At 72.3% G+C, this 13,064-nt stretch carries 8 protein-coding genes and 1 pseudogene; 8 read left to right on the top strand and 1 reads right to left on the bottom strand.

Annotated features, from left to right (window positions below; all coding sequences use genetic code 11):
* Positions 1 to 113 precede the first annotated feature (113 nt).
* From QUE38_RS04760 to QUE38_RS04725, 8 genes and pseudogenes are all read left to right on the top strand, one after another.
* Positions 114 to 1,120, top strand: a pseudogene (locus QUE38_RS04760) (aldo/keto reductase).
* 171 nt (positions 1,121 to 1,291) lie between these two features.
* The gene (gene uxaC / locus QUE38_RS04755; protein WP_286310462.1) at positions 1,292 to 2,695 is read left to right on the top strand and encodes a glucuronate isomerase; all 1,404 of its coding nucleotides are present in this window, start codon (positions 1,292 to 1,294) and stop codon (positions 2,693 to 2,695) included.
* The gene (locus tag QUE38_RS04750; protein ID WP_286310461.1) at positions 2,692 to 4,089 is read left to right on the top strand and encodes a mannitol dehydrogenase family protein; all 1,398 of its coding nucleotides are present in this window, start codon (positions 2,692 to 2,694) and stop codon (positions 4,087 to 4,089) included. Before uxaC ends, QUE38_RS04750 begins: the two co-directional genes overlap by 4 nt.
* Positions 4,090 to 4,169: 80 nt before the next feature.
* A complete protein-coding gene (gene uidA, locus QUE38_RS04745) occupies positions 4,170 to 5,960 on the top strand; it encodes a beta-glucuronidase (RefSeq protein ID WP_286310460.1) in 1,791 nt (596 codons plus the stop codon).
* A gap of 120 nt (positions 5,961 to 6,080) precedes the next feature.
* Positions 6,081 to 7,604, top strand: coding sequence for a glucuronide transporter (gene uidB, locus QUE38_RS04740; RefSeq protein ID WP_286310459.1), 1,524 nt, complete (start codon positions 6,081 to 6,083; stop codon positions 7,602 to 7,604).
* Positions 7,605 to 7,662: 58 nt separating this feature from the next.
* Positions 7,663 to 8,901 carry a D-mannonate dehydratase ManD gene (gene manD, locus QUE38_RS04735; protein WP_286310458.1) on the top strand — a complete coding sequence of 413 codons (1,239 nt, stop codon included), beginning with the start codon at positions 7,663 to 7,665 and terminating at the stop codon, positions 8,899 to 8,901.
* A 1-nt stretch (position 8,902) separates the two neighbouring features.
* Positions 8,903 to 9,424 carry a gluconokinase gene (locus QUE38_RS04730; RefSeq protein WP_286310457.1) on the top strand — a complete coding sequence of 174 codons (522 nt, stop codon included), beginning with the start codon at positions 8,903 to 8,905 and terminating at the stop codon, positions 9,422 to 9,424.
* A 90-nt stretch (positions 9,425 to 9,514) separates the two neighbouring features.
* A complete protein-coding gene (locus QUE38_RS04725; protein WP_286310456.1) occupies positions 9,515 to 10,480 on the top strand; it encodes a LacI family DNA-binding transcriptional regulator in 966 nt (321 codons plus the stop codon).
* Between the two features lie 21 nt (positions 10,481 to 10,501).
* Here the strand turns inward: QUE38_RS04725 and QUE38_RS04720 are convergent, their stop codons facing one another.
* Positions 10,502 to 12,970, bottom strand: a complete 2,469-nt coding sequence (locus QUE38_RS04720; RefSeq protein WP_286310455.1) for a phosphoketolase family protein — start codon at positions 12,968 to 12,970, stop codon at positions 10,502 to 10,504.
* Positions 12,971 to 13,064 lie beyond the last annotated feature (94 nt).

Here is a 13,064-nt window from a genome sequence, read left to right as displayed (position 1 = left end):
ACGATAGCGAGGGCGCACGACCGTGTCAGGGGAGCGCCCGGGGCGTCGTGCGCGCGTAGGCTCGAAGGGCGCGTGCCCGCTCCCGGGCCGCGCAGGAGCCACGGAGGACCGCCATGCAGACCCGCACCCTCGGACGCACCGGACGCACCGTCTCGGCGATCGGACTCGGCACCTGGCAGCTCGGCGCCGACTGGGGCGACGTCGACGAGGCCGACGCGCGCGCGGTGCTCGACGCCTCCGCCGAGTCGGGCGTCACGTTCTTCGACACGGCCGACGTCTACGGCGACGGCCGCAGCGAGACGATCATCGGCGGCTGGCTGGCCGACCACCCGGGCTCGGGCGTCACGGTCGCGACGAAGATGGGCCGGCGGATGCCCCAGGAGCCGGCGAACTACTCGCTCGCGAACTTCCGCGCGTGGACCGATCGGTCGCGCCGCAACCTCGGCACGGACACGCTCGACCTCGTGCAGCTGCACTGCCCGCCGACCGCGGTGTTCGCCGACGACGAGGTGTTCGACGCGCTCGACACGCTCGTCGACGAGGGCGCCATCGCCGCGTACGGCGTGAGCGTCGAGGAGGTCTCGCAGGCGCTCACGGCGATCGCGCGTCCGCGCGTGGCATCCGTGCAGGTCATCGTGAACCCGTTCCGGCTGAAGCCGGTCGACGTGCTGCTGCCCGCCGCCGAAGCCGAGGGCGTGGGCATCATCGTGCGCGTGCCGCTCGCGAGCGGACTGCTGTCGGGCAAGTACACGACCGACACGACCTTCGCCGCGAACGACCACCGCACGTACAACCGCGACGGGTCGGCGTTCGACGTGGGGAGACCTTCGCCGGCGTCGACTTCGCGACCGGCGTGCGCGCCGCGCAGCAGTTCGCGCAGTTCGCGCCGCAGTTCGTGACGGATGCCCCGGGCGGGGCCGTGCCCTCGACCGCGCAGCTCGCGCTGGCCTGGGCCGCCGCGCAGCCCGGGGTGAGCACCGTCATCCCCGGCGCGCGCAACCCGGAGCAGGCCCGCGCCAACGCCGCCGCCGGGTCGATCACGCTCGACGCGGGCCTCGACGACGCCGTGCGCGAGCTCTACGACCGCGCGTTCCGCGAGGCCGTCCACGCCCGCTGGTAGGTCGCCGCCCCGCGGCATCCGTCGCACCGGCCAGCCCGCCCGGCTTTGCGCCTGTTCTGGCAGCCGATTGCGCGCGGACACCGGCATCAGCCCAGAGTGCCGCATCGAATAGCGCACTGGTCTGTTGGCAACCGGTTGCAGAGACTCGAGATCCATGTCACACTCGTGGACATGACGATGACGACAGGCCTCGATGGCGACCGCCTGCTGCCGGCCGATCCGCGCACCCGCGAGATCGCCCGCGAGCTCTACGCCGCGGTCGCGGACGCGCCGATCCTCTCGCCGCACGGCCACGTCGACCCGCGCATGCTCGCCGACGACCAGCCGTTCGCCGACCCGACCGAGCTCTTCGTCACGCACGACCACTACGTGACGCGCCTCCTCGTCGCATCCGGCGCCTCGTTCGCCGAGCTCGGCCTCGACCCGAACAGCGCCGCCGACCCCCGCGACGTCTGGCGCCTGCTCGCCGCGCACTGGCACCGCTTCGCCGGCACCGCGTCTGGCTACTGGCTCGCGCACGAGTTCCAGACCCTGTTCGGCATCACCGAGGAACTCGCGCCCGAGAACGCCGACCGCCTCTACGACCGCATCGCCTCGACGCTCGCCGACCCCGACTTCCGGCCCCGCGCGCTGTTCGACCGCTTCCGCATCGAGGTGCTCGCGACGACCGACGACCCGCTCGACGACCTCGCCGCCCACGCGGCACTCGCCGCCGACCCGACGTTCACCGGTCGCGTGCTCCCGACCTTCCGCCCCGACGCGTACCTCGACCCCGAGGCGCCGGGCTTCGCCGACCGCATCGCGCGCCTGCACGCCGCGACCGGCACCGCGACGGACTTCGCGGGCTACCTGGCCGCGCTCGAGGCCCGCCGCGCCCACTTCGTCGCGCACGGCGCGGTCTCCGCCGACCACGGCGTGCTCGAGCCGTTCACGGCCGACATCGCCTCCGACGTCGCAGACCGCCTCTACGCCGGCGCCGTCGCCGGAACGCTCTCCGCCGACGAGGCGCGCACGTTCCGCGGCCACATGCTGCTGCAGATGGCACGCATGAGCGTCGACGACGGGCTCGTGATGACGATCCACCCGGGCGTGCGCCGCAACCACCACACCGAGACGTTCCGCCGGTTCGGCGCCGACCGCGGCCACGACATCCCGGTGCGCACCGAGTACACCGAGAACCTGCGCCCGCTGCTCGAGCGCTACGGCATGGAGCCGGGCCTGCACCTCGTGCTCTTCGCCGTCGACGAGACGGTGTACTCGCGCGAGGTCGCCCCGCTCGCGGGCTTCTACCCGAGCCTGTACATCGGCGCCCCGTGGTGGTTCCTCGACGCGCCCGACGCGATCCTGCGCTTCCGCTCGGCCGTGACCGAGACCGCCGGCTTCTACCGCTCGAGCGGCTTCATCGACGACACCCGCGCGTTCCTGTCCATCCCCGCCCGCCACGACACCGCGCGCCGCCTCGACGCCGCGTTCCTCGCCCGCCTCGTGCGCGAGGGCCGCGTGAGCCTGCCGACCGCGACGCGCATCGCGCACGACCTGGTCGACGCCATCCCGCGGGAGGTGTTCAAGCTGTGACCGCCTCGCTCTCCCGCGCCACGGCCGGCGTGCCCACCCCGCCGGTGCGCATCGTGCACCTCGGCCTCGGGGCCTTCCACCGCGCGCACCAGGCGTGGTTCACGGCCCGGGCGACGGATGCCTCGGAGTGGGGCATCGCCGCCTTCACCGGCCGCTCGCCGGAGGCCGCCGTCGCGCTCGCCGCGCAGGACCACCTCTACACGCTGACGCGCCGCGGCGCCGACGGCGACGAGACCGAGGTCGTCGGCAGCATCGTCGAGGCGCACCGCGGCGACGACCTCGCGCGCTTCACCGACCTCGTCGCCGACCCGCGCGTCGCGATCGTGACCCTCACGATCACCGAGGCCGGCTACCGGCTGCTGCCCGACGGGCGGCCCGACGTGGCCGACGCCGTGCTCGCCGCCGACATCGAGCACCTGCGCGACGCGCTCGCGCACCACGACCCGCTCGGGGAGGTGGCGGCGAACTCCGCCCTCGGCCGCCTCCTCCTCGGGCTGGAGACCCGCCGCCGCGCCGCCGCCGGACCCATCGCGATCGTGCCGTGCGACAACGTGCCCGACAACGGGCGGTGGCTGCGCACCGGCCTCATCGCCGCGGCCGGCATGGTCGACGACGCGCTCGCCGCCTGGATCGCGGCCGAGGCGTCGGTCGTCAGCACGTCGGTCGACCGCATCACGCCGAGGCTCTCCGAGACGGATGCCGCCGACGCCCTCGAGCTCCGCGGCGACGCCTGCCCGGTCGTTGCCGAGCCCTTCGCCGACTGGACCCTGCAGGGCGAGTTCCCCGCCGGGCGCCCCGACTGGGAGTCCGCGGGCGCGCGGTTCGTCGACGACATCGAGCCGTGGGAGCAGCGCAAGCTCTGGCTGCTGAACGGCGCGCACTCGATCCTCGCCGCGGCCGGCCCGCTGCGCGGCCACGAGACGGTCGCCGAAGCGATCGCCGACCCGGCCTGCCGCGACCTCGTCGAGCGCTACTGGGGCGAGGCCGTCGCGCTGCTGCCCGAGGGCATCGAGCACGCCGACTACCGCGGTGCGCTGATCGAGCGCTTCGCCAACCCGCGCATCGTGCACCGCCTCGAGCAGATCGCGCAGGACGCCGCGACCAAGACCCGCTACCGCGCGGTCACGGTCGCCGAGCGCACGCTCGATGCGGGCCGCACGCCCGCCGCGAGCCTCGAGGCGGTCGCCTCCTGGATCGCCGCGGTGCAGGGCGGCCACCGCGCGCCAGATGCCCAGGACGACGCGATCGACCGCGCGTTGGCCGCCGCCGACCCCGTCGGGCGCCTGCTCGACCTGGTCTCGCCGCGACTCGCCGCCGACCCGGACGCCGCCGACGTCGTGCGCGCGCACGCCGCCGCCCTGCGACCGGCAGTCCCCGTGGCATCCGTCACCTGAACCACCGGACCCGAACCCGGACCACAGAACCCACCGACCACCGAACCGAATACCGCGCACCGCAGCGCAGAGAGGGCACCATGCTCAAGCCGAAGACCACCGCCACCCGCGAGCTCGTCAACCTCGACGGCCTCTGGCGGTTCGCCGTCGACACCGGCGACCTCACCGACCCGTGGGCGTCGACACTCGACACGAAGCTCGAGGCGCCCGTGCCGTCGAGCTACAACGACCTGTTCACCGACGCGAAGATCCGCGACCACGTCGGCTGGGTCTGGTACCAGCGCACCGTGCGCGTGCCGCGCGGCTGGGCCGGCGAGCGCATCGTCGTGCGCCTCGACGCCGCCACCCACGAGGGCGTCGTGTACGTCGACGACGTCGAGGTCGTGCGCCACGAGGGCGGCTACCTGCCGTTCGAGGCCGACATCACCGACCACGTCACCGCGGGTGCAGAGTTCCGCCTCACCGTGGGCGTGAACAACGTGCTCACCCCCGACACCGTCCCGCCGGGGCTCGTGAAGGACCTGCCCGACGGCCGCAAGCAGCAGGGCTACATGCACGACTTCTACAACTACTCCGGGCTGCACCGCTCGGTGTGGCTGTACAGCGCCCCCGCGACGCGCGTGACCGACGTCACCGTCGTGACCGACGTCGAGGGCGCGACCGGCCTGGTGCGCACCAGCGTCGAGACCTCCGGCGAGGCCGAGGTGCGGCTCACCCTGCGCGACGAGCAGGGTGCGGTCGTCGCCACTGGCACGGGCGCCGAGGCGACCCTCGAGGTCGCCGACGTGCAGCTCTGGCAGCCGGGCGCCGCGTACCTCTACGACCTGACGGTCGAGCTCGTCGACGGCGAGACCGTCGTCGACGCCTACGACCTGCACGTCGGCGTGCGCACCGTCGAGGTGAAGGGCAACCAGTTCCTCATCAACGGCGAGCCGTTCTACTTCACCGGCTTCGGCAAGCACGAGGACATCGCGGTCAAGGGCAAGGGCCACGACAACGCGTTCCTCGTGCACGACTTCGAGCTGATCGACTGGATCGGCGCGAACTCGTTCCGCACCTCGCACTACCCCTACGCCGAGGAGGTCATGGACTACGCCGACCGCCACGGCATCGTCGTGATCGACGAGACGTCGGCCGTCGGCCTCAACAGCCGCATCTCGGGCGGCATCGCCGACCTCATGTCCGCCATGGGCGGAGGCGGCGGCGAGGAGGGCTTCGGCCCGAAGATGGCCGAGGCGCACCGCCGCGAGATCCGCGAGCTCATCGCGCGCGACAAGAACCACCCCTCGGTGGTCATGTGGTCGATCGCGAACGAGCCCGACACCATGGCCGAGGGCACCGACGACTACTTCGAGCCGCTGTTCGCGCTGACCCGCGAGCTCGACCCGACCCGCCCGGTCACGTTCGTGAACGTCATGATGGCGCCCCCGAACGTGTGCCGCGTCTCGAAGTTCGCCGACGTCATCTGCATCAACCGCTACTACGGCTGGTACGTCGACACGGGCGACCTCGCCACGGCCGAGGTGCACCTCGAGGCCGAGCTGCGCGGCTGGGAGCAGATGTACGGCAAGCCCATGATCATGACCGAGTACGGCGCCGACACCATCCCCGGCTTCCACTCGGTGTGGGACCAGCCGTGGACCGAGGAGTTCCAGGCGAACCTGCTCGACATGTACCACCGCGTGTTCGACCGCGTCGACGCCATGGTCGGCGAGCAGGTCTGGAACTTCGCCGACTTCCAGACCTCGGTCGGCATCTTCCGCGTCGACGGCAACAAGAAGGGCGCGTTCACCCGCGACCGCAAGCCGAAGGCCGCGGCGCACGCCCTCCGCAAGCGCTGGACCGCACTGCGCGACGGCCGAACGGCCTGACACCCGGATGCCCCGGGGCGCACGCCGCCCCGGGGCATCCGCCCCACCCCGACCACCCCACGACCGCACCATTCCCACCACCACCCCGTAGGATCCACCGACGGCAAAGGAGCCGACCGCATGACCACCACCGACCGGGACGCGTCGCCGAAGACGACGGGCCTCCCGAAGCTCCCCAAGATCTCCTACGTCGGCTACGGCGCGGGCGACATGGCGAACAACCTGTCGTTCACGCTCGCGTCGATGTTCCTGCTCGTCTACTACACGGATGTCGCGGGGCTCTCGGCCGCCGCGGTCGGCACGCTCTTCCTGGTGCTGCGCATCTTCGACGCCTTCACCGACATCATCGCGGGGCGCATCGTCGACAAGACGTACACCAAGCGCTGGGGCAAGTTCCGCCCGTACATCCTGTTCGGCTCGGTGCCGCTGCTGCTGCTGTCGATCGCGACGTTCCACGTGCCGCAGATCGGCGAGACCGGCATGCTGCTGTACGCCTACATCACCTACGGCCTGCTCGGCATCGCGTACACGCTGGTCAACATCCCCTACGGCTCGCTCGCCGCGGCGATGACCCAGGTGCCCGCCGAGCGTGCGCGCCTGGCCACGTTCCGCACCATGGGCGCCGCCGTCGTCGGCGCGCTGCTCGGCATCGTGGTCTCGCCGCTGCTCTCGCCCGAGAACGACCTGCAGCGCATCTTCACGATCGTGACCGTGACGGCCCTGTTCGTCGGCATGGCGCTCTACCTCTTCACCTTCTTCACCACCAAGGAGCGCGTCTACCGCGCGGTGCCGAAGGTCACGATGAAGCAGTCGTTCGCCACCCTCAAGGGCAACCGCCCGCTGCTCATGCTGTGCATCAGCTCGCTGCTGCTGCTGTCGGGCATGATCTCGTCGACCACCGCGCAGATCTACCTCATGCGCGACGTGTTCGACGCGCTCTACCTGGTGCCCGTGCTCTCGCTCGCGCAGCTCGCCCTGATCTTCGTGATCGCGCCGTTCGTGCCGATGGTCGTGCGCCGCTTCGGCAAGCGCACCGCGTACATCGCCGGCGCCGTGGTCGGCTCGCTCGGCCAGCTGATCACGTTCTTCGCCCCGAACGAGTGGGTCGCCCTCGGCGGCAGCATGATCGGCCTGCCCGGAATCATGTTCGTCTCCATGCTCATCTGGGCGCTCGAGGCCGACACCGTCGAGTACGGCGAGTGGAAGACCGGCGTGCGTACCGAGGGCATCACCTACGCGGTGTTCTCGTTCACCCGCAAGGCCGGCCAGGCCGTCGGCGGCGCGCTCGCCGCGTACGCGATCGGCTTCGGCGGCTACGCGGTCGGCGAGCAGGTCGTGGGCACGGCGGCCGAGTGGGGCATCCGCACCGGTGCCGCCCTCATCCCCGCCGTGCTCGTCTTCCTCGCCGGCGCGATCATGGTGTTCTACCCGCTCACCGACAAGTTCCACGCGCAGATCGTCGAGGAGATCACGGCCCACCGCGACGATGAGGCGGAGGTCGCCGGCCACGGCGGCATCGTCGACATCTCGGCGGAGGAGCACCCCGACGGCCTCACGAAGCCCGCGAGCGACGTGTCGCTCAGCACTGCGGCGCTCCGCACCGGCCGGGCCCGCCCGACCCGCTTCGGCCGCCGCCGCAAGTAGCCACCCACCCCGCGGGCGGGGCCGCGCGCCCCGCCCGCCCCCACGGAGGAACACCAGCATGATCATCGACAAGGCCGAGGTCGTCGTCACCAGCCCCGACCGTAACTTCGTCACCCTGCGGCTCACGACCGACGACGGGCTCGTCGGGCTCGGCGACGCGACCCTCAACGGTCGCGAGCTGGCCGTGGTCGCGTACCTCACCGAGCACGTGGTGCCGCTGCTGATCGGCCGCGACCCGCAGCGCATCGAGGACACCTGGCAGTTCCTGTACCGCAGCGCCTACTGGCGGCGCGGCCCGGTCACCATGGCGGCCATCGCCGCGGTCGACATGGCCCTGTGGGACATCAAGGGCAAGGCGGCCGGGATGCCCGTGTACCAGCTGCTCGGCGGCGCGAGCCGCTCCGGGCTGATGGCGTACGGCCACGCCTCCGGCAAGTCGCTGCCCGAGCTGTTCGACTCGATCCGCTCGCACCAGGAGCAGGGCTACCGGGCGATCCGCGTGCAGACCGGCGTGCCGGGCCTCAAGGCGATCTACGGCATCGCGTCGCAGGCCGCCGACACCGGCGGCGGCGAGGCGCGCTACGACCACGAGCCCGCGCGCCGCGGCGCGAAGCCGGTCGAGGAGGACTGGGACACCCGGGCCTACCTCCGCCACCTGCCCGGCGTCTTCGAGGCCGTGCGCAACGAGTTCGGCCCCGAGCTGCCGCTGCTGCACGACGGGCATCACCGCATGACGCCGATCCAGGCGGCGAAGCTCGGCAAGGCGCTCGAGCCCTACGACCTGTTCTGGCTCGAGGACTGCACGCCCGCCGAGAACCAGGAGGCGCTGCGCCTGGTGCGCCAGCACACCACGACGCCGCTCGCGATCGGCGAGATCTTCAACACGGCATGGGACTTCAAGGACCTCATCCGCGAGCAGCTCATCGACTACGTGCGCGGCGCGGTCACGCACATGGGCGGCATCTCGCCGCTGAAGAAGACGCTCGACTACGCGGCGATGTTCCAGATCAAGTCGGGCATGCACGGCCCGACCGACATCTCGCCGGTCGGCATGGCCGCGGCGATGCACCTGGGCCTCGCGATCCACAACTTCGGCATCCAGGAGTACATGCAGCACGGGGCCAAGACCGACCAGGTGTTCCGCCAGTCGTTCACCTGGCAGGACGGCATGCTGCACCCGGGGGACGAGCCGGGCCTCGGCGTCACCCTCGACGTCGACGAGGCGGGCAAGTACCCGTACGAGCAGGCCTACCTGCCGTACAACCGCCTCGCCGACGGCACGGTGCATGATTGGTGAGATGAGCACGCGCGCCGACACCACCCTGCCGCCGACCGTCGTGATGGGCGTCTCGGCGGTGGGGAAGTCGTCGGTCGGGCGCGCGATCGCCGAGCGCGCAGGCGCCGCCTTCATCGACGGCGACGACCTGCACCCGGCGGCGAACGTCGCGAAGATGGCGGCCGGCGAACCGCTCGACGACGACGACCGCGCCCCGTGGCTCGACGAGGTCGGCGCGACCCTCGCCCGGCACGCCGACGCAGGCATCGTGGTCGCGTGCTCGGCGCTGAAGCGCGCCTACCGCGACCGCATCCGCCGTGCGGCCCCGGCGACGCGCTTCGTCTTCCTGCACGGCACGCCCGAGCTCCTCGCCGAGCGCGCGGGGGCGCGCACCGGGCACTTCATGCCGCCGGCGCTGCTGGCCTCGCAGCTGGCGACGCTCGAGCCGCTCGACGACGACGAACCGGGGGTCGCGCTCGACGTCGCCGACCCGGTCGACGCGCTCGTCGCCGACGCGCTCGCGGCACTCCGGGAGGCCCGATGAGCCGCACCGGGGAGCAGGGCCGAGCGGATGCCCCCAGGGCGCGCCCGCCCCCGCCGCACCCGCTCAGGCGGCCCGGCCACGATCTACGACGTGGCCGATCTCGCGGGCGTGAACCCGTCGACCGTGTCGCGCGCGCTCGGCAAGCCGGGGCGCGTCAGCGCGAAGACCGAGGCGCGCATCCGTGCCGCCGCGGCCGAGCTCGACTTCCGCATGAACCCCATGGCGCGTGCGCTGCCGACCGGCCGCACGAACACGCTCGGCCTCGTGGTCGCCGACATCACGAACCCGATGGTGTTCGGCGTGGTCCGCGGTGCCGAGCAGGCCGCGAGCCAGGCGGGCTTCACGCTGGTCATCGCCGAGTCGCAGGAGTCGGGCGAGGCCGAGGCCACGGCGATCGAGCGCATCCTGCCGGGCGTCGACGGCATGGTGCTCGCGACCACCCGACTCGCCTCCGACCGCATCGCGCGCCTCGCCGCGCACAAGCCGGTCGTGCTCATCAACCGTGCGGTCGAGGGCGTGCCGAGCGTGCTGCCCGATGTCGACACGGGTGTCGGCGACCTGGTCGCGCACCTCGACGACCACGGCCATCGCACGGTCGCATTCCTCGCCGGCCCGGCCGCCTCGTGGATGAGCGAGCGGCGCTGGGCGGCCCTGCTCGACGCCGCCGAGGCGCGGGGCATCGCGATCGTCGAGATCGGCCCGAATCCGCCCACGATCGAGGGCGGCCGGGCGGCGTACCGGCGCCTGCGCGCCTCGCACGCGACCGCGGCGATCGCGTACAACGACCTCATGGCGATCGGCGTCATGCAGGAGGCCGCGACGCACGGCGTCGACGTGCCGAGCGAGCTGTCGGTCGCGGGCTTCGACGACATCTTCGGCAGCGAGCTGATCGTGCCGGCGCTCACGACCGTGCGCGCGCAGCTCGTGCTCGCGGGCGAACGGGCGGTGGGCCAGCTGCTCGCGATGGTCGGCGCGAACGGGCACGACCTGCCCGACGACCTCCTCGCGACCACGCTCGTGGTGCGCGGCTCGACCGGCCCCGCGGCATCCGCCTGACCTTGCCCGGAGGCGGTGCGCTCAGCGCCCGGAGAACTCCCATTCGGTGACGAACGGCGGGTCCTCGCCGTGCTCGTACGCATACGCGCGCGCCTCGAGTCGCTGCGAGTGCCAGTCCTCGACGAGCCCGGCGACGCCGTCCTGCTCGGCGAGCCCGGGCACGCGCTCGAGCACGTCGAGCGCGAGGCGGTACCGGTCGAGGTCGTTCAGGTGCACCATGTCGAACGGCGTCGTGGTCGTGCCGCGCTCCTTGAATCCGCGCACGTGGATGTTCGCGTGGTTCGTGCGCCGATAGGTGAGCTGGTGGATGAGCGCCGGGTACCCGTGGAACGCGAAGATCACCGGCTTGTCGGTCGTGAAGATCGCGTCGAACTCGGCGTGCGAGAGGCCGTGCGGGTGCTCCCGCGCGTCCTGCAGGCGCATCAGGTCGACGACGTTCACCAGCCGTACGCGCAGGCGCGGCATCCGCTCCCGCAGCAGCTGGGCGGCCGCGATCGCCTCGGTGGTGGGCACGTCGCCCGCACAGGCGATGACGGCGTCGGGCACGGATGCCCCGGGGTCGCCGGGCACGTACCCGCGCTCGCTGCCCGCCCACTCCCAGACTCCGAGTCCCGCGTCGACGTGCGCCTGCGCCTCGTCCATCGACAGCCACGCGCCCTGCGGCTGCTTGCCCGCGACGACCGCGTTCACCCGGTTCGTCGTGCCGAAGCAGTGCGCCATGGTCGCGAGCAGCGTGTTCGCGTCCGGCGGCAGGTAGACCCGCACGACGTGGGCCTGCTTGTTCACGACCACGTTCAGGAACCCCGGGTCCTGGTGCGAGAAGCCGTTGTGGTCCTGCCGCCAGACGTGGCTCGACAGCAGGTAGGTGAGCGACGCGATGTCCTGCCGCCACGGCACCTCGTGGGCCGACTCGACCCACTTCGCGTGCTGGTTGAACATCGAGTCGACGATGTGGATGAACGCCTCGTACGAGGTGAGCAGCCCGTGCCGGCCGGTCAGCAGGTAGCCCTCGAGCATGCCCTGCATGAGGTGTTCGCTGAGTGCCTCGATCACGCGGCCCTCGCGTCCGAGGTGCTCGTCGGCCGGATGCAGCGCCTCCATCCACACCCGCGGGGTCACGTCGAACACCGCCTGGAGCCGGTTCGACGCCACCTCGTCGGGCCCGAACAGGCGGAACGACGAGGGGTTGCGGCGCATCAGCTCGGCCAGCCAGTGCGAGAACACGGTCGTCGCGCCGGCGCGGGTCGTGCGCGTGCCGCCCGTGTCGACCGCGAACGGCGCCGTGTCGGGCAGGTCGAGCGCCTCGGCCACACCGCTGTTCGCGTGCGGCGATGCGCTCATGCGCATGCCGCCGACCGGGCGCAGCGGCGCGAGCCCGGCCGCGGGCCGCCCCTCGAGGTCGAACAGCTCCTCGGGCCAGTAGGAGCGCATCCACTCCTCGAGCATCGCCCGGTGCCCGGCGTCGTCGCGCACGCCCGCGAGCGGCACCTGGTGGGCGTGGAACGTGCCCTCGACCTGCACGCCGTCGACGACCTTCGGCCCGGTCCACCCCTTCGGGGTGCGCAGCACGATCAGGGGCCAGCGCGGGCGGGCGTCGGAGACGCTGGTCGCGTCCTCGCCGGCAGCGGGGGCGGCGTCCGGCTCAGGGGCATCCGTGTCGTCGTCGCCGTTCGTGCCCCGCGCCTCGGCCCAGATGTCGTGGATGCGCCCGTACGCCTCGTCGAGCGCCGCCGCCATGCGCTCGTGCACGCGCATCGGGTCCTCGTCGTCGAAGCCGCCGGTCACGAGCAGCGGCTCGTACCCCTGCCCGCGGAAGAACTGCACGAGCTCCTCCTCGGGGATGCGCGCGAGCAGCGTCGGGTTGGCGATCTTGTAGCCGTTCAGGTGCAGGATCGGCAGCACCGCCCCGTCGGTCGCGGGGGAGAGGAAGGCGTGCGCGCGCCAGCTCGCGGCCAGCGGACCCGTCTCCGCCTCGCCGTCGCCGACCACGCACGCGACCACGAGGCCCGGGTTGTCGAGCGCCGCGCCGTAGGCGTGCATGAGCGAGTACCCGAGCTCGCCGCCCTCGTTGATCGAACCGGGCGTCTCGGGCGCCGCGTGCGAGGGGATGCCGCCGGGGAACGAGAACTGCCGCATGAGCTCGTGCAGCCCCTCGAGGTCCTGCCCGACCTTCGGGAACAGCTCCGAGTAGGTGCCGTCGAGCCAGGCGTTCGCGACCATCGCGGGGCCGCCGTGGCCCGGCCCGCAGACGAACAGCGTCGGTGTGCCGCGCCGCACGATCATGCGGTTCAGGTGCGCGTACACGAAGTTGAGGCCGGGCGAGGTGCCCCAGTGGCCGAGCAGGCGGGGCTTGATGTCGGTCGAGGCGAGCGGATGCCGCAGCAGGGGGTTCCGCATGAGGTAGATCTGCCCCACGCTGAGGTAGTTGGCCGCGCGCCACCAGAGGTCCACCGTCTCGAGCGTGGCTTCCGGAGCCTTCGGTGCGGCCATGGCCGTCTCCCTCGCGGTCGTCGGCGGTGCGGCGTACCCCGGCAGGGGCGTCGAGAACGACACTACGGCTCGGGGCGCATGTTCCGACAGGCCT

Source organism: Agromyces mangrovi (assembly GCF_030296695.1).
GTDB lineage: Bacteria > Actinomycetota > Actinomycetes > Actinomycetales > Microbacteriaceae > Agromyces > Agromyces mangrovi.
Note: the sequence above shows the minus strand (reverse complement) of the source record. Positions and strands in the feature narration are given on the sequence as shown.

Excerpts from the sequence above, each read along its gene's own strand:
- uxaC (WP_286310462.1), top strand. The coding sequence starts at position 1,292 with ATGACGATGACGACAGGCCTCGATGGCGACCGCCTGCTGCCGGCCGAT.
- uidA (WP_286310460.1), top strand. The coding sequence starts at position 4,170 with ATGCTCAAGCCGAAGACCACCGCCACCCGCGAGCTCGTCAACCTCGAC.
- uidB (WP_286310459.1), top strand. The coding sequence starts at position 6,081 with ATGACCACCACCGACCGGGACGCGTCGCCGAAGACGACGGGCCTCCCG.
- manD (WP_286310458.1), top strand. The coding sequence starts at position 7,663 with ATGATCATCGACAAGGCCGAGGTCGTCGTCACCAGCCCCGACCGTAAC.
- QUE38_RS04730 (WP_286310457.1), top strand. The coding sequence starts at position 8,903 with ATGAGCACGCGCGCCGACACCACCCTGCCGCCGACCGTCGTGATGGGC.
- QUE38_RS04720 (WP_286310455.1), bottom strand. The coding sequence starts at position 12,970 with ATGGCCGCACCGAAGGCTCCGGAAGCCACGCTCGAGACGGTGGACCTC.